This window comes from Shinella oryzae, from assembly GCF_023038235.1.
Lineage (GTDB): Bacteria > Pseudomonadota > Alphaproteobacteria > Rhizobiales > Rhizobiaceae > Shinella > Shinella sumterensis.
Genome location: NZ_CP081987.1, coordinates 423,339 through 439,985, shown reverse-complemented (window position 1 = coordinate 439,985; position 16,647 = coordinate 423,339). Strand labels below are relative to the sequence as shown.

Annotated in this window: 14 protein-coding genes; 4 read left to right on the top strand and 10 right to left on the bottom strand. The window is 63.7% G+C overall.

Annotated elements, in window-relative coordinates; genetic code table 11:
• Positions 1-3: 3 nt before the first annotated feature.
• The 5 genes from modC to chrA form a co-directional block, all read right to left on the bottom strand.
• Positions 4-1,077 carry a molybdenum ABC transporter ATP-binding protein gene (gene modC, locus K6301_RS02140; RefSeq protein ID WP_247218964.1) on the bottom strand — a complete coding sequence of 358 codons (1,074 nt, stop codon included), beginning with the start codon at positions 1,075-1,077 and terminating at the stop codon, positions 4-6.
• Positions 1,074-1,775 (bottom strand): molybdate ABC transporter permease subunit, encoded by a 702-nt coding sequence (modB, locus tag K6301_RS02135; protein WP_247218962.1) that lies wholly within the window; start codon positions 1,773-1,775, stop codon positions 1,074-1,076. The genes modC and modB overlap by 4 nt, the downstream gene beginning before the upstream one ends.
• A gap of 132 nt (positions 1,776-1,907) precedes the next feature.
• Positions 1,908-2,681, bottom strand: a complete 774-nt coding sequence (modA, locus tag K6301_RS02130) for a molybdate ABC transporter substrate-binding protein (protein WP_247218960.1) — start codon at positions 2,679-2,681, stop codon at positions 1,908-1,910.
• Between the two features lie 539 nt (positions 2,682-3,220).
• A complete protein-coding gene (locus K6301_RS02125; RefSeq protein ID WP_134649008.1) occupies positions 3,221-3,367 on the bottom strand; it encodes a DUF1127 domain-containing protein in 147 nt (48 codons plus the stop codon).
• Positions 3,368-3,513: 146 nt separating this feature from the next.
• The gene (gene chrA, locus K6301_RS02120) at positions 3,514-4,923 is read right to left on the bottom strand and encodes a chromate efflux transporter (RefSeq protein WP_247218958.1); all 1,410 of its coding nucleotides are present in this window, start codon (positions 4,921-4,923) and stop codon (positions 3,514-3,516) included.
• Between the two features lie 287 nt (positions 4,924-5,210).
• On the opposite strand from chrA, the gene K6301_RS02115 reads away from it, so the two are divergent.
• On the top strand, positions 5,211-7,772 hold the full coding sequence (locus K6301_RS02115) for a GcvT family protein (protein ID WP_247218956.1): 2,562 nt from the start codon (positions 5,211-5,213) through the stop codon (positions 7,770-7,772).
• Positions 7,773-7,852: 80 nt separating this feature from the next.
• Here the strand turns inward: K6301_RS02115 and K6301_RS02110 are convergent, their stop codons facing one another.
• A complete protein-coding gene (locus tag K6301_RS02110; RefSeq protein ID WP_247218954.1) occupies positions 7,853-8,602 on the bottom strand; it encodes a L,D-transpeptidase in 750 nt (249 codons plus the stop codon).
• A gap of 16 nt (positions 8,603-8,618) precedes the next feature.
• A complete protein-coding gene (locus K6301_RS02105) occupies positions 8,619-9,662 on the bottom strand; it encodes a L,D-transpeptidase family protein (protein ID WP_425475364.1) in 1,044 nt (347 codons plus the stop codon).
• A 344-nt stretch (positions 9,663-10,006) separates the two neighbouring features.
• On the opposite strand from K6301_RS02105, the gene K6301_RS02100 reads away from it, so the two are divergent.
• Positions 10,007-10,423, top strand: a complete 417-nt coding sequence (locus K6301_RS02100; RefSeq protein WP_247218952.1) for a MerR family transcriptional regulator — start codon at positions 10,007-10,009, stop codon at positions 10,421-10,423.
• Here K6301_RS02100 and K6301_RS02095 read toward each other — a convergent pair.
• Both K6301_RS02095 and K6301_RS02090 read right to left on the bottom strand, forming a co-directional pair.
• Positions 10,420-10,986, bottom strand: coding sequence for an SCO family protein (locus tag K6301_RS02095; protein ID WP_247218950.1), 567 nt, complete (start codon positions 10,984-10,986; stop codon positions 10,420-10,422). The genes K6301_RS02100 and K6301_RS02095 overlap by 4 nt on opposite strands.
• A complete protein-coding gene (locus tag K6301_RS02090) occupies positions 10,986-13,220 on the bottom strand; it encodes a heavy metal translocating P-type ATPase (protein ID WP_247218948.1) in 2,235 nt (744 codons plus the stop codon). The genes K6301_RS02095 and K6301_RS02090 overlap by 1 nt, the downstream gene beginning before the upstream one ends.
• 521 nt (positions 13,221-13,741) lie before the next feature.
• Between K6301_RS02090 and K6301_RS02085 the strand changes: the two genes are divergently transcribed.
• Both K6301_RS02085 and K6301_RS02080 read left to right on the top strand, forming a co-directional pair.
• Complete coding sequence (locus tag K6301_RS02085; protein ID WP_247218947.1) at positions 13,742-14,842, top strand: carboxynorspermidine decarboxylase; 1,101 nt, start codon at positions 13,742-13,744, stop codon at positions 14,840-14,842.
• A gap of 38 nt (positions 14,843-14,880) precedes the next feature.
• The gene (locus tag K6301_RS02080; RefSeq protein WP_247218945.1) at positions 14,881-16,119 is read left to right on the top strand and encodes a saccharopine dehydrogenase family protein; all 1,239 of its coding nucleotides are present in this window, start codon (positions 14,881-14,883) and stop codon (positions 16,117-16,119) included.
• 37 nt (positions 16,120-16,156) lie between these two features.
• Here K6301_RS02080 and greA read toward each other — a convergent pair whose 3' ends face one another.
• Positions 16,157-16,639, bottom strand: coding sequence for a transcription elongation factor GreA (greA, locus tag K6301_RS02075; protein ID WP_247218942.1), 483 nt, complete (start codon positions 16,637-16,639; stop codon positions 16,157-16,159).
• Positions 16,640-16,647 lie beyond the last annotated feature (8 nt).

Below are 16,647 nucleotides of genomic sequence, written 5' to 3'. Positions count from 1 at the left end.
GGCCTATTCCAGCGCGACCGTCTTGATCACCGCGTGGACCGGCAGGCCCGGCGCAAGGCCGAGGCGCTCGACCGAAAGCGCGGTGATGCGGGCGCGGACATGATCGCCGCCGCAGGCGATGCGCAGGCTTGCCATGCCCTCGCCGTCCGGCTCGATCGCTTCCAGCGTGCCTTCGAGGATGTTCAGCGCGCTCAAGCCTTCCGGGCGGGCCGTGGCCACCATGACATCGCGGGCGGGAATGCGCAGCCGCACCGTCTCGCCGGGCGAGACCTTGGCGCAAGGCACCAGCAGCGCGGCACCGCCTTCGAGGCGGATGGTGGCGAGACCGTGGGCCGCGTCGTTTGCCTCGACGCGGCCGGTCAGGACGCTGCCGGCTTCGCGGCGCTCGATGGCGGAGGCAAGGCGCGGACCGCCCAGCACATCGGATGCCGGCCCGATGGCCTCGATGCGTCCTGCGGCCATCAGCACCACCGTGTCGGCAAGGCGGGCAACCTCGGCGACGGAGTGGCTGACATAGACGATGGGAATGCCCACCTCGTCCCGCAGACGCTCCAGATAGGGCAGGATTTCCGCCTTGCGCTCGTCATCGAGGGCGGCCAGCGGCTCGTCCATCAGCAGAAGGCGCGGAGACGACAGGAGCGCGCGGCCGATGGCGACGCGCTGTTTTTCACCACCCGAGAGATGAGCGGGCTGGCGGTCGAGCAGGCTCCCGATGCCGAGCAGATCGATGATGCGACCAGGGTTTTCCGCCCGTGCACCTTTCGGCGCGAACCAGCGGCCGTAATCAAGGTTCCGGCGCACCGTCAGATGCGGAAAAAGGCGCGCCTCCTGGAAGACATAGCCGAAACGGCGACGATGCGGCGGCACGAAGCGACGGGCCGCAGTGTCGACTAGCACGTCATCATCGAGCCGGACACGGCCGTCCGCGGGCCGCGTCAGGCCGGCAATGATGCGGATGAGCGAGGTCTTCCCCGAGCCGGACCGGCCGAACAATGCCGTCACGCCGCCATCGGAGGAAAAGGCGGCTTCCAAGGAAAAATCGCCGAGGTGGTGGCGGATATCGACGACGAGGCTCATTCGAGATGCACCTTGCGGCCAATACGCTGGGCGAGGATTTCCGACGCGAGCAGCGCGGCCATGGAAATGGCGATGGCGACCAGCGTGAGGCGCATGGCGCCCTGATCGCCCCCCGGCACCTGCGTGAAGGTGTAGATGGCGGCCGACAGCGTCTGCGTTTCGCCGGGTATGTTGGAGACGAAGGTGATGGTGGCGCCGAACTCGCCCATCGCCTTGGCGAAGGCGAGGATCAAACCGGCGAGTACGCCGGGCAGGATGAGCGGCAGCGTGACGGTGAGGAAAACCCAGAGGGGACTTGCCCCGAGCGTGCCGGCGGCCTCCTCCAGCTTGCGGTCGACCGCCTCGATGGAGAGCCGGATGGAACGCACCATCAGCGGAAAGCCCATGACACCGCAGGCCAGCGCCGCGCCCGTCCAGCGGAAGGACAGGACGATACCGAACCAGTCATCGAGGAAGGAGCCGACCGGCCCGCGCCGGCCGAAGAGGATGAGCAGGATGAAGCCGGTCACGACCGGCGGCAGGATGAGCGGCAGGTGCACGATGCCATTCAGAAGCGACTTGCCCCAGAAGCGGCCGCGTGCCAGCGCCAGCGCGACGAGAATGCCGAGCGGCAGGCTGACGAGCACCGCCACCGACGAAACCCGAAGGCTCAGCCGGATCGCGGTCCATTCCTCGGCGCTCAGCGCTAGCCAGTCCACGTTGCCGCTCCCGGCTCGTGGGTATCTTCGGAGGCGGTGCGATGGGGGTGCCACAAGGTCATACGATCGCCAATCGCAAATGAAATGGAAACAGCCCCGACCGTACATCGCAGGGCTATCGCGAGGCTCGCGCTATTTCAGGATGGTAAAACCCTGCCCGGTAAAGAACGGCGCGGCCTTTTCGGATTTCAGGAAGTCGAGATAGGCGGCCGCCGCCGGGCTGCGGGACTCCGCGAGGATGGCGACGGGGTAGATGATCGGCGGGTGGCTGTCTTCCGGGAAGGTGCCGACGATCGCAACGCCCGGATCGGCGGCGGCATCCGTTTCATAGACGATGCCATAGGGTGCCTCGCCGCGTGATACCAGCGCGAGCGCGGCGCGCACGCTTTCGGCGCCTGCGACCTTGCTTTCGACGGCCGGCCAGACGCCGAGCTTTTCCAGCGCCGCCTTGCCGTATTTGCCGGCCGGAACACTGTCGACCGCACCCATGGCGAGCTTTCCGTCACCCACCAGGCCGGCCAGATCGAAACCTTCCTTGATGTCGACCGCTTTGGCCGCATCCTTCGGCGCCACGAGCACGATGCGGTTGCCGAGCAGGTTGGAGCGGGTGTCGTCCCTGATCAGCTTCTTCTCGGCCACATAGTCCATCCAGGCGAGATCGGCAGAGATGAAGAGATCGGCGGGAGCCGCTGCTTCGATCTGCTTGGCGAGTGCCGAGCTTGCCGCGTAGGAAACGGCCGTCTCATTGCCCGTTTCGGCCTGCCAGGCGGCATTCGCCGCATCCAGCGCATTCTTGAGGCTGGCGGCTGCAAAGACCGTGACCTTCTCGGCAGCAACGGCCGGCAGGGCCAGCGGCAGCGCGGCGAAGGCGGCGACGACGAGTTTCAGAAGCAGACGACGGTTCATTCCTGTTCTCCCATTTCCGCCTTCCGGCAGCGTGATATCTTCGTGAATATATCGCTGCCCGCCATTTTGCCAGCGTTATATTTTCAAGAACACAATGATGCCGATAACGCGATGCAATGCGGATGGCATGCAAACGAAGCATCGGGAAAAGCGTGGCGAGAAGGAAGGGCGCGGCGTTGCCGGGGTCCAGAAATGGAAAAGCCTGCCGCGGGAGGAGGTGCGGCAGGCTTTCCGATAGAACCGAATGGCGACTGGGAGGAGGAGTGTCGCCATTCCCGCAGTCGGCCTTGGGAGGAGGAGTAGGCCTTCTGCAAACATCGAAGCTTCGTGGGAGGAGGTACGTTGCTTCGATAGGTATGACTATATCCGATTCCTGATGATTTCATAGGCATCGTTTTGCAAAGCAGCCATGCGTTATGCGCGTAGCGAATGCCTGAAGACATCCTGCCGGCCCTGCCCTCGCCGGCGTCCTTCGCAATGCAAAAACGCCCGCTCAAGAGCGGGCGTTTCCAAATTCCTGCCGTCGTGCGGCCAGTCGGTCAGAAGCCGACGGCGTTGCGGGCGACCTGACGGATATCCGAGCGTGCGATACCGAGATCGTTGAGTTCCCGCTCGGTCATGCGGCCGAGTTCGGTGACGGTCTGACGATATTTGCGCCAATTGCTGAAGGAACGTGCCATGTTCATGATGATCCCCTTTCCTGAGGCTCTCTGTTCGGCACCGATCCGTGGCGCCGCGTCTTTCGATGACTGTGTTGTACCGCAATGCTGCACTGCGGTACAGCGCAAAGCCCGCACGTCACCCATGCAGCAAACGCATGGGTTCGGACAGGTCAGTTGCCGCCGGTCAGCAGAACCCAGCCGATTCCGGCGAGTGCGGACAGGCCCAGCGTCACCGGCACGGTGCTTTTCAGCTTGAAAAGGGCAAAGGCCGCCGCCGCGGCCATCAGGGCCGACGGCAGGATCAGCGTCGAAAGCACCGGGAGTTCGATATGCAGCGGCCCGGCCGAGAGTACAGTCACTGTCCGGAACAGGGTATGCACCGCAAGCCAGACGGCCAGGTTCAGGATGACACCGACCACGGCGGCGGTGATGGCGGACATCGCGCCCGATAACGCCGCGTTGCCGCGCAGCTTTTCGATGAAGGGGGCGCCCAGGAAAATCCAGAGAAAACACGGCGTGAAGGTCACCCAGGTCGTGAGGATCGCCCCCGACGTCGCCGCCACCATCGGGTTCAGGCCGCCGGGATCACGATAGGCGCCGAGGAAGCCGACGAATTGCAGCACCATGATGAGCGGTCCCGGCGTCGTTTCCGCCATGCCGAGCCCATCCAGCATTTCACCGGGCCGCAGCCAGCCATAGTGCTGCACCGCCTCCTGCGCGACATAGGCAAGCGCGGCATAGGCGCCGCCGAAGGTGACGACCGCCATCTTGCTGAAGAAGATGCCGATATGCGTGAAAACGCTGTCCCCGCCCGCAAAGAACCAGATCAGCGCGATGGGGCCGAGCCAGAGACAGAGAAGCACGCCCGAGATCTTCAGCGACCAGCGCAAATCCGGCCGGGCATGGGCAGGTGTCGCCTCCCCCAAAAGCGAATCGCGGTCCTGCAGCACCGCGCCGCGGGTGGCGGCATGGCCGGCGCTTACGCGGAAAAGCCGCATCCCGGATTTGGATCCGAGATAGCCGACGAGGGCCGCGGCAGCGACGATGAGCGGAAACGGCACCTTGAAGGCAAAGATGGCGATGAAGGCCGCGCCGGCGATCGCGATCATCGCGGGATTGGCCAGGGCGCGGCTGCCGATGCGGAAAACTGCCTGCACGACGACGGCGAGCACCGCCGCCTTGAGGCCGAAGAACAGCCCCTCCACCACGCGCGCATCGCCGAAGACGACATAGACATAGCTCAGCGCCAGAATGGCAAGAAAACCGGGCAGGATGAACAGCAGGCCGGCGATCAGCCCACCCAGCGTGCGGTGCATCAGCCAGCCGATATAGACGGCAAGCTGTTGCGCTTCCGGGCCCGGCAGCAGCATGCAGTAGTTCAGCGCATGCAGGAAACGGCTCTCGCCGATCCAGCGCTTCTCTTCCACGATGATACGATGCATGACCGCGATCTGCCCGGCCGGGCCGCCGAAACTCAGCGCCGCCACCCGCGCCCACACGCCCACCGCTTCGCCGATGGAGACACCGTGCGCGTGGTCGTTGGACGGGGCATCCGCCCGGACCGCCGTATCGCCTACCAATATCTCCCCTCCCTCGTCGCTGCGCCCCCCGGCGCTTTAGCCTGTCGATATATAGCAAGTGTGACATGCCGGTCATCGGCATGGCTTTCCAAAGAAGCGCAGACCCGGGCAAAACCTGACCAGCGCCTGATGTCACGAATTGCGTTGCGCCGGCGGCATGATCGGCTAGGGTCGTGCTGCCATTCCCGCGACTGTCGGAACTGGTCGCGGAGCCGTCGCAGACAGGCTGCAATGGCGCAGAACGAGGCCCTAAAGTCGGCCTCAAATTTCTCATCGGGGTCCAGCACATGGCAGAATTTCCGCAAAAGGCGAAGGTCGTCATCATCGGTTTGGGTGGCATCGTGGGCGCGTCGATCGCCCACCATCTCATCGAGCGCGGATGGGACGATATCGTGGGCATCGACAAGTCGGGCATCCCAACCGACATCGGTTCGACGGCGCATGCCTCGGACTTCTGCTACACGACGAGCCATGACTATCTCTCGGTCTGGACGACGCAGTATTCCATCGATTTCTTCGAGAAGATGGGCCACTACGCCCGCATCGGCGGCCTCGAGGTCGCGCGCACCGGCGACGATACCTGGATGGAGGAGATCAAGCGCAAGCTGTCCTCCGCCAAGGCGTTCGGCACGCGCGCGCACTACGTGTCGCCCGCCGAGATCAAGGAAAAGTTCCCGCTGATCGAGGAGGACCAGGTGCAGGGCGGCCTGTTCGATCCGGATGCCGGCCTTGTCATCCCGCGTTCGCAGACCGTCGCCGGCAAGCTGGTCGATGCGGCCGAAAAGACCGGCATGCTCCAGGCCTTCGCCAACACGCCGGCAAAGTCGCTGATCGTTGAAGGCGGACGCATCAAGGGCGTCGTCACCCATCGCGGCACCATCATGGCCGACCATGTCATCGTCTGCGCCGGCATCTGGGGCCGCCTGATCGCTGAAATGGTCGGCGAGGACCTGCCCGTCATGCCGGTCGACCACCCGCTGACCTTCTTCGGCCCGTACAACGAGTTCGAAGGCACCGGCAAGGAAATCGGCTATCCGCTGCTGCGCGACCAGGGCAACTCGGCCTATATGCGCGACACCGGCGACCCGAAGACCACCGAAGGCGGCCAGATCGAGTGGGGCTACTACGAAACGACCAATCCGCGGCTGTGCCACCCGCGCGACATTCTCGAGAAGAACGAAGCCCGCCTCTCGCCCTCGCAGCGCGATCTCGACATGGAGCAGATCCTCGAGCCGCTCGAAAAGGCAATGGAGCTGACGCCGATCCTCGGCGAACTCGGCTACAATGAAAGCCATTCCTTCAACGGCCTCCTCCAGGTCTCGGCTGCCGGCGGCCCGTCCTGCGGCGAAAGCCAGAAGGTGCGCGGCCTCTGGTACTGCGTCGCCATCTGGGTCAAGGACGGCCCCGGCTACGGCAAGCTGATCGCCGACTGGATGACGGATGGGCGCACCGAGATCGACCACAACTCGATCGACTATTCGCGCTTCTACCCGCACCAGCTGGAAGAAAAGTTCATCGAGGGCCGCACGTTCGAAGCCGCGCAGAAAATCTACTTCCCCGCCGTGCACAACCGCGAACCCTATGCCTCGGGACGCGGCGTCAAGCGCTCGCCCTTCTACGAGCGCGAAGTCGAGCTCGGCGGCTACTTCATGGAACTCGGCGGCTGGGAGCGTGCGCACGGCTACAAGGCCAACGAGCATCTCCTCGAAAAGTACGGCGACCGCGTTCCAGTCCGCGAGAACGAGTGGGACAGCCGCCACTTCTGGCGTGTTTCCAATGCCGAGCACCTGGCGCTCAGCGAGGATTGCGGCATCATCAACCTCTCGCATTTCCACATGGTGGATATCGAGGGTCCCGATCATGTCGAGCTTCTCGAATGGCTCTGCGCCGCCAAGATCGGCGGTGACGGCAACATCGGCAAGGGTATCTACACCCACTTCCTCGACGATGAGGGCATGGTGCGCGCCGACTTCACGGTCTTCCGCATGGCCGACCGCTGCCGCCTCGTCAACGGCGCCGACGCCGGCCCGCGCGACTTCCACTACATGAAGCGCGTCGCCGAAGATCGCGGCCTTGATGTCACCATCACCGACACCTCGGAAAAGTACATCACCATCGGCATCTGGGGCCCGAACGCCCGCGAAAACCTCAAGAAGGTCGTCGCGGATCCGGCCGGCCTCGATATCGAGAACTTCCCGTTCGCGGCCATCAAGCCGATCGAGATCGCCGGCAAGCAGGTCACAGCCTTCCGCATCTCCTATGTCGGCGAGCAGGGCTGGGAACTGCACATGAAATACGAGGACGGTCTGGCCGTGTGGGATGCGCTGCGCTCCACCGGCGCCATGGCCGTCGGTGTCGAGACCTATGCCAACTCGCGCCGCATGGAAAAGAGCCTGCGCCTGCAGAACGCCGATCTGCTCACTCAGTACAACCTTATCGAGGCCGACCTGGCGCGCCCGAAGGTCAAGGAAGCCGACTTCCGCGGCAAGGCGAAGCATCTTGAATACAAGGCGCGCGATCACCAGCCCGCCATGCTCTGCACGCTGGTCATGACGGAGAATACGGACAGGAATGGCGTGAAGCGCTATCCGCTCGGCAACCTGCCGGTCATGGATCCGGAAACCGGTGAAGTGCTCATCGACGAACTCGGCCGCCGCTCCTACACCACGTCGATCGCCTTCGGCCCGACCATCGGCAAGAACATCGCGCTGGCCTACCTGCCGCATGCCTATTGCCAGGAAGGCCGCAAGCTCAACATCTCCTATTTCGACGAGATCTACCCGGTCGAGGTGGTCAGCATCGGCTACAAGCCGCTCTACGACCCCGAAAACCTGAAGCCGCGCACCTAAAGCGGCTTCGCAGACGGAAAAAGGGCGTGCCGGCAGCTGCGGGCACGCCTTTTTTTATTGCCTCGGCAAATCTCAGTAGATCAGTAGACCGGCGTGGCCTCGTCATAGACGGGCATCGGCTGATCGACCGCCGCCATGGCGGGTGCCGCGGCACCGAGCACGACGATCGGCGTGCCGCTCTGCACGCGGTTGTAGAGGTCGACCACGTCCTGGTTGATCATGCGCACGCAGCCCGACGACACGGACTTGCCGATCGTCCACCATTCCGGCGAGCCGTGGATGCGGTAGAGCGTATCCTGCTTGTCGCGGAAGATGTAGAGCGCACGGGCGCCGAGCGGGTTCTTGAGGCCCGGCTCCATGCCGCCGTTACGGGAACTGTAGGGTTCCAGCTCGGGCTGGCGGGCGATCATCTCGTCCGGCGGCGTCCAGCGGGGCCATTCGCGCTTGTACTGGATGACGCCGCGGCCCGCCCATTCGAAGCCGGCGCGGCCGAGGCCCACGCCATAGCGCATGGCCTGACCGTTCTCATATGTCAGGTACAGGAAGTGGTTCGCCGTATCGACGACGATCACGCCGGGGCGCTCGCCGGTCGGGTTCGGCACCATCTGGCGGTAGAAGCGCGGATCGATCTTCTGATAGGGAATGGCGGGCAGCGGGAACTGCTCGTCATCCTTGGGCCCGTACATGGCCGCATAGATGCTGTTGTCGACGACAGGCTTGGGCCTGACCTCGACCCGTTCCCGGGCCGTGGTGCAGCCGGCGAGCACCGTCGTCGCCAGTCCGGTACTGCCCAGGAGGAAAGACCGGCGGGTTACGCTTTCAAATGTCAACGAACGCCCTCACACCTTACTTGTCATAGGGATCGGCAAGCGCGGCGTCTGGCCTGCTCACCGGATATTTGGTGCGAGAGATGCGTGATGCCATGCCCTTCGCGCCCTGCTGCTTCAAAAGCGAGCGGAAGCTAGGATGCATGCCGCCGTCCACATAGGCGAAGCTCGAAACCGGTGTGGCAGCGGCGAAAGCCGCATCCAGCTTCTTTTGTTCCGCGCCGATCTTGGCGATCACATCATTTTGTACACCGTCGACGGTCGCCGGGCATTGGGCGAGCGGATCGCTCGGCTCGCCGTTCACGAATTCGCGGTTGAAGACATAGCGTCCGCCGCACACCGAAACCTTCGGCTGCTGGCGCGTAAAGGCGAAGGCGTCGTAGCCTTCCTTGAGCGTGCGCCAGAACGGCATATTCGGGTCGCCGCGATGCTTGGCCATGTTTTCCATCGTCATGCGGAAGGGGAAGGCCTGCACCTGGAAACGCTGCTGGCCGCCTTCGAGCGCCTTCTGCACGATGGCGTAGATCTCGCCGACGCCCTGGTCCGTCATGGCATAGCAGCCGGACGAGGAGCAGGCGCCATGCACCATCAGCGCCTCGCCGGTATAGCCGAGCGCCGATTCGAGACGGTTCGGATAGCCGAGATTGAACGATACGTAATATTGCGAGTTCGGGTTCAGCATGCCGGCGGAGACATGGTAGAAGCCTTCGGGCGCCTGGCGGTCGCCGCTCTTCGTCTTGGGGCCGAGCTTTCCGGACCAGCGGCACATCGGATAGGTCTTGAACAGGGCATATTTGCCGCTGGCATCGACCTTCCAGACCTCCAGCTCGCTCTCCTGCTTGAAGATGCGCACGAGGACCGGGCTTTCCGGCCGCATCTTCTTCTTCGACATTTCCGCCTTCACCTTGTTGGAAAGCTTGGGCGCTTCCGCAAGCGAGGCGACATCCATGGCCATGCAGCCGGCAAGCAGGCCACCGGCAACCGTAGCGGCTGCGAGGCGCGCGAGCAGGGAAAGGCGCGGGCGGGCGGATTTGGTATCGGAGCGTTGGCGAAGCACAAACATCGGTCTGTTTCGGTTGTTAGAAGTTCGGCGCGCCGCAATCGCGCGGCGCCCGTTTCGTCTAGAGTCCAAGCGATTGCTTAGAACTTCGTTAATCTTGTCCGTTTGCGGCTTCATGCCGCGGTCGGCGACGCGGAGCCGACCAGGATTGGCCGGAGCTTAAACCCTCTTGCCACCAGAGCTTCAACCCCAGATTTGCGGCATTCTTTCGTCCAACGATCACGGCACGTACAAAAAAACGTCAGAACCTTGCCGCGCGCTGTCCGCACGATGGGGAGAGCCGGAAAACTTGATTTTCGCACCATCCATGTCCATCTGTCGGCGAGTGCATACGACGAGGCGAAACGATGCTGACCATCGGCGATCTTTCCAGGGCAACGGGCGTCAAGGTTCCCACGATCCGCTACTATGAGCAGATGGGGCTGATCGCGCCGGCCGAACGTTCCGAAGGCAACCAGCGGCGTTACTCCAGCGACGAACGCGACCGGCTCGCCTTCATTCGCCATGCGCGCGATCTCGGCCTCACCCTCGATGCCATCCGTGAACTGATCGATCTCAGCCAGCATCCCGAGCGCCCTTGCCACGATGCCGACCGCATCGCCGCCGAACAGCTTTCTGCCGTTCGCCGCAAGATCGCCCGGCTCCAGAAGCTGGAAGCCGAGCTGGTGCGCATCACCAGCCATTGCCATTCCGACCAGGTGCGCGACTGCTATGTCATCCGCGCGCTCGCCAATCACGAACTCTGCCACGACGACCACGACTAGATCTGAGCCAGCAGCTTCAGTTTTTGAAGCTGGACCGCGCGCGGCTCGTGCATGTCGAGCATGCCCTGCAAACGCCCGTCCGCGCGGATGAGGAAGAGCCCGGCGGTGTGCTCCATCGTGTAGCTGTCGGACGCCGTCTCCACCTTCCTGTATGTGGCCGAGAAGGCATCCGCAGCCTGCCTGGTCCGGACCGCATCGCCCCGCAACGCGACGATGCGGGGATCGAAGGACGTCATGTAGAGCTTGAGCAGTTCCGCCGTGTCGCGTTCGGGATCGATCGAGACGAAGAGCGGCGTGATGCGATCCGCGGCCGGACCGATCTCCTTCAGGAGACCGCTCAACTCGAAAAGCGCGGTCGGGCACACATCCGGGCAATGGGTGAAGCCGAAGAAGACGAGATAGGGCTTGCCGGCGAGGTCGGCGGAACCGAACGGTGTTCCGTCGACGGTCGTCAGTGTGAAGGTCCGTTCTTTCGATGGGGCGGCGGTCGGCATCTGTGCGGCGACCGTCGCGCCGACGATCGCGGCCAGCACTGAGAGGCCAAGGATTGTCCTGCGCCGCATCACTTGATCGGCCTGAGGAGACGCAGCGCGTTCAACGTGACCAGCACGGTGGCACCGGTATCGGCGAGAATTGCCGGCCACAGACCGGTGATGCCGACAATCGTCGTGACGAGAAAGACACCCTTGAGGCCGAGTGAGAGCACGATGTTCTCGACGATATTGCGCATGGTGCGCTTCGAGAGGTCCGTCATCAGCGCCACGTCGGCCACCCGGCCGTGCAGGATGGCGGCATCGGCGGTTTCCAGCGCCACGTCCGTTCCCCCGCCCATGGCGATGCCGACATCGGCGGCGGCGAGTGCGGGCGCGTCGTTGATGCCGTCGCCGATCTTGCCGACGACGAAGCCTTCGCGCTGCAATTCGCCGACGATGCGTTGCTTGTCCTCCGGCATCAGTTCGGCGCGTACCTCGATACCGAGCTGGGCGCCGACGGCCTTGGCGGTGCGGGCGTTGTCACCCGTCAGCATGATGGTCTTGATGCCGAGGTCCTTCAGCGCTTTCAGCCCGGCGGCGGCATCCGCGCGCGGTTCGTCGCGCATGGCGATGGCGCCGGCCAGCACGCCGTCGACGATCAGCATGGAAACGGTCTTGCCGTCATCGTTAAGTGCCACGGTCACAGCTTGCACCTCGTCCGACAACGGCACACGCTCTACCGCGGCCTTCGGCGAACCGAGAAAGACGTTCCTGCCCTCGACGGTGGCAGCGACACCCTTGCCGCCCAGAGCCCGCGAACCGGTGGCGACCGGTGCCAGGATGCCGTCCCCGGCGGCCTTGGCGAGGATGGCAAGCGCCAGCGGATGGCTGGAGCCTGCTTCCAGCGCTGCGGCGAGGCGCAGCACCTCTTCGGCCGGCGACGAGAAGGCGACGACATCGGTGACGACGGGTTTTCCCTCGGTCAGCGTGCCGGTCTTGTCAAAGGCGATGGCGGTGAGCTTGCCCAGTCCTTCCAGCACCGCGCCACCCTTCATGAGCAGGCCGCGGCGGGCGCCGGCGGAGAGAGCCGCGGCGATGGCCGCCGGCGTGGAGATGACGAGCGCGCAGGGGCAGCCTATCAGCAGCACGGCGAGGCCCTTGTAAACCCACTCGCTCCAGACGCCGCCGAAGGCGAGCGGCGGGATGATCGCGACGAGCGCCGCGACCACGACCACGCCGGGCGTGTAATATTTCGAGAAGCGATCGATGAAGCGCTCGGTCGGCGCCTTGGATTCCTGGGCTTCCTCGACCAGCTTGATGACGCGGGCAATCGTGTTGTCGGCGGCTGCCGCCGTGACCCGGATACGCAATGCCGCGTCGCCGTTCACTGTGCCGGCAAAGACCGTGTCGCCGGTCTCCTTGCGGACCGGTGTGCTTTCACCGGTCACGGGTGCCTCGTCGATGGCGCTTTCGCCCTCGATGATCGTGCCGTCGGCGGAAATCCGGTCGCCCGGGCGCACGAGGATGACCGCGCCGACGGGAAGCGCCTCGGCCGGCACCTCCTTGGTGCGGCCGTCCTCCTCCAGCAGCGCCGTCTTCGGCACGAGGGTCGAAAGCGAGCGGATGCTGTCGCGCGCCTTGCCGGCGGCCACGCCTTCCAGAAGCTCGCCGACGAGGAAGAGGAAGACGACCATCGCGGCCTCCTCCGTCGCATTGATGACGACGGCACCGACGGCCGCGATGGTCATCAGCATTTCGATGGAGAAAGGCGTGCCGGCAAGCGCCGCCATGATGGCGCGCCGCCCGATCGGCACGAGGCCGACGATCATGGCGATGAGAAAGGCGTAGGATGCAATGGCAGGAAACAGGTGGCCGACGCCGTAGGCGATCACGAGCGCGCTGCCGGCAAGAATGGTCAACCGGCCCTTCTTGCCCTTCCACCAGGGACCTTCCGAGGGGCCGTGATCGTGGCCGTGCAAGCCTTCGATGGCGACGGCCTTTGCTTCGTGGTCGTGGCCATGCGAATGGTCATGGTCGTGCGCATGCGCATGGCCGCAGTCCGGCCCATGTGCGTGTTCCGATGCCGGCTTGCCTCCCGCAAGGGCAGCACCCGGCGTCACGACATAACCGAGGCCCGACACTTTCCTGCGGATCGCTTCAAGATCGCTCGCCGGATCGTGCTGCACCCGCATCGTACCGGCGGTGACGGAAACCGAGACGTCGGACACGCCAGGCATGCGGCGTACCGCCGTATCGATCTTGCTGGCGCAGGACGCGCAATCCATGCCCTCGACCCGGAAACGCGTCTCTTTCACATCGGACATCATACAATCCTCTTCATTGTCGCAATCCTGGTCTACGACCTCTAGCGACTAGAGGTGCAAGAGCAAAAACGAAAAAAATCGCAGCGGAAGCCACATTGATATTTCCGGCCGCCTTGTGTTAGAGAGCGCCACTTGTTGCAGGTTTCATCTGCTGGTTGGGGAGGACGCCATGTCTTGGCACGCCCTCTTCCAATCGGGGATGGGCTCGGATGCCCCCCGAACGGAAGAACGCTTTTCGATCAGTGCCCATGGGGCACGGTCTGGCTTTTATGCCGTTACGCCGGCCGCATCGTTGCGTCCGGTGAAGACGCCACGCCTGCCCAATCTCTTCCTCGCCAGGTATCGCGACCGGGGCAACAGCGCCAAGGCGCTGTCACATCGCCGTGTCCGCACGACGATACCGTAACAGCGGCTTTTCCCTTTCCTGAGCCACGCGAAGCGGACGGTTTGCGCCGCCCCTCGCGTTTCGTCGCATTGCCGGTTTGCGCCGGCGGCCATCCACCCCACAAGACAGGTCCCGCATGTCCCTTACGACGCCGTATTATCTGATCGACAAGTCGAAGCTTCTCGCCAACATGGAAAAGATCGCGCGGCTGCGCGAGCTGTCCGGCGCGAAGGCGCTGCTGGCGCTGAAGTGCTTCGCCACCTGGTCGGTCTTCGATTTCATGCGCGACTACATGGACGGCACGACCTCCTCGTCTCTCAACGAAGTACGCCTGGGGCACGAGCGGTTCGGCAAGGAGACCCACGCCTATTCCGTCGCTTATGCCGATTACGAGATCGACGAGGTCATCAGCCACGCCGACAAGATCATCTTCAACTCGATCGGTCAGCTCGACCGGTTCTCCGACAAGGCGGCCGGCATCGTGCGGGGCCTGCGTCTCAATCCCGGCATCTCCTCGTCGAGCTTCGACCTTGCCGACCCTGCCCGCCCCTTCTCGCGCCTCGGCGAATGGGATGTGAAGAAGGTCGAGCCCGTCATGGACCGCGTCTCCGGCTTCATGATCCACAACAACTGCGAAAACGGCGACTTCGACCTCTTCGATCGCATGCTGGGCACGATCGAGGATAAGTTCGCACCGCTCCTGAAGAAGGCCGAATGGGTGAGCCTCGGCGGCGGCATCCATTTCACGGGCGAGAACTATCCGCTGGAACGATTCGCGGAGCGGCTGAAGCGCTTTGCCGGTGAATACGGCGTGCAGGTCTATCTCGAGCCGGGCGAAGCCTCGATCACCAAGTCGACCTCGCTGGAAGTGACGGTGCTCGACATCCTCAACAACGGCAAGGACCTCGCCATCGTCGATTCATCGATCGAGGCGCACATGCTCGATCTCCTGATCTACCGCGAGAACGCCAAGCTTTCGCCTGATACCGGCCCGCACCGCTACATGATCTGCGGCAAGTCGTGCCTGGCCGGCGATATCTTCGGCGAGTTCAACTTCAAGAACAAACTGAAGGTCGGCGACCGCATCTCCGTTCAGGATGCGGCCGGCTATACAATGGTCAAGAAGAACTGGTTCAACGGCGTGAAAATGCCGGCGATCGCCATCCGCGAACTGGATGGCAGCATCCGCACCGTCCGCGAATTCGACTACGCGGACTACGAAGCAAGCCTTTCCTAAAATCTCCCCCATCAACCCAGAAGGAGCTATTCCGGGACATGAAGAAAAACGTGCTCATCATCGGCGCCGGCGGCGTTGCACAGGTCGTGGCGCACAAATGCGCCCAGAACAACGACGTGCTCGGCGACATCCATATCGCTTCGCGCACCAAGGCGAAGTGCGACAAGATCATCGCGTCCGTTCATGAGAAGAACGCGATGAAGCAGCCGGGCGTTCTGGAAGGCCATGCGCTCGACGCGCTGGACATCGAAGCCACCAAGGCGCTGATCACGTCCACGAAGTCGCAGATCGTCATCAATGTCGGCACCGCCTTCCTCAACATGTCGGTGCTGCGCGCCTGCATGGATACCGGCGTCGCCTATATTGACACGGCGATCCACGAAGAGCCGGGCAAGATCTGCGAGACGCCGCCGTGGTACGGGAACTACGAGTGGAAGCGTGCGGCCGAATGCGAGGAGAAGGGCATCACCGCCATCCTCGGCGCCGGCTTTGACCCGGGCGTCGTCAACGCCTATGCCAAGCTCGCCAAGGACGAATATCTCGACAAGGTGACGGATGTCGACATCGTCGACATCAATGCCGGCAGCCACGGCAAGTACTTCGCCACGAACTTCGACCCGGAAATCAACTTCCGCGAATTCACCGGCGTCGTCTATTCCTGGCAGAACGGCCAGTGGCAGACCAACAAGATGTTCGAAATCGGCAAGGACTATGACCTGCCGGTCGTCGGTACGCGCCGCGCCTATCTCTGCGGCCATGACGAGGTGCACTCGCTCGCCAAGAACATGGACGGCGCGAACGTCCGCTTCTGGATGGGCTTCGGCGATCACTATATCAACGTCTTCACGGTGCTGAAGAACCTCGGTCTGCTCTCCGAACAGCCGGTCAAGACCGCTGAAGGCCAGGAAGTCGTGCCGCTCAAGGTGGTCAAGGCCGTGCTGCCCGATCCGGCGTCGCTCGCGCCCGGTTACGAAGGCAAGACCTGCATCGGCGACTATGTGAAGGGCCTGAAGGACGGCAAGGAAAAGACCGTCTTCATCTACAACGTGGCCGACCACAAGGAAGCCTATGAGGAAGTCGGCAGCCAGGGCATTTCCTACACCGCCGGCGTGCCGCCCGTCGCCGCTGCGATGCTCGTCGCCACCGGTGAGTGGGACGTGAAGAAGATGGCCAATGTGGAGGAACTGCCGCCGAAGCCGTTCATCAACCTCCTGAACCGCATCGGCCTGCCGACGCGCATCCAGGACGAGGACGGCGATCGCGCCGTCAGCTTCTAAGATATGAGAAGGCCGGCGCAAGCCGGCCTTTTTCGTTTCAGGCGATGGTCTCAATCTCGAGTTCCTGCTCGCCCACCGTGACGACATCACCGACGGCCTTGCCCATCAGCTTGCGCGCGACGGGCGAGACATAGGAGATCGAACCCGCCTTCGGGTCGGCCTCGTCCTCGCCGACGATACGGTAGGTCTGCACGCGTCCGTCGTCGCGGCTGAAGGTTACGGTGCTGCCGAAGGCGACGACATCGTTTGCGGTCGGCGCCGGCACGAGCTGGGCGGTGCGCAGTCGTTCTGCGAGATAGCGCAGATCACGCACGGGACCTGCCGTCTGGCGGCGGCGTTCGTTCACGTCCTCAAGCGCATTGGCCGCCTCGAACGCCTCGCGCGCGGCCTGCATCTGCGCCTCGAGCGCCTTCAGGCCCGTTTCCGTGACGAGGTTCTGATGCGGCGAGATGGGCCGATCCGGCAGCTGGGTTTCCGCTGCCGTTTCCGCACTCTCTTCCTTGACGAAGGCGACGCTCACACCTGAAC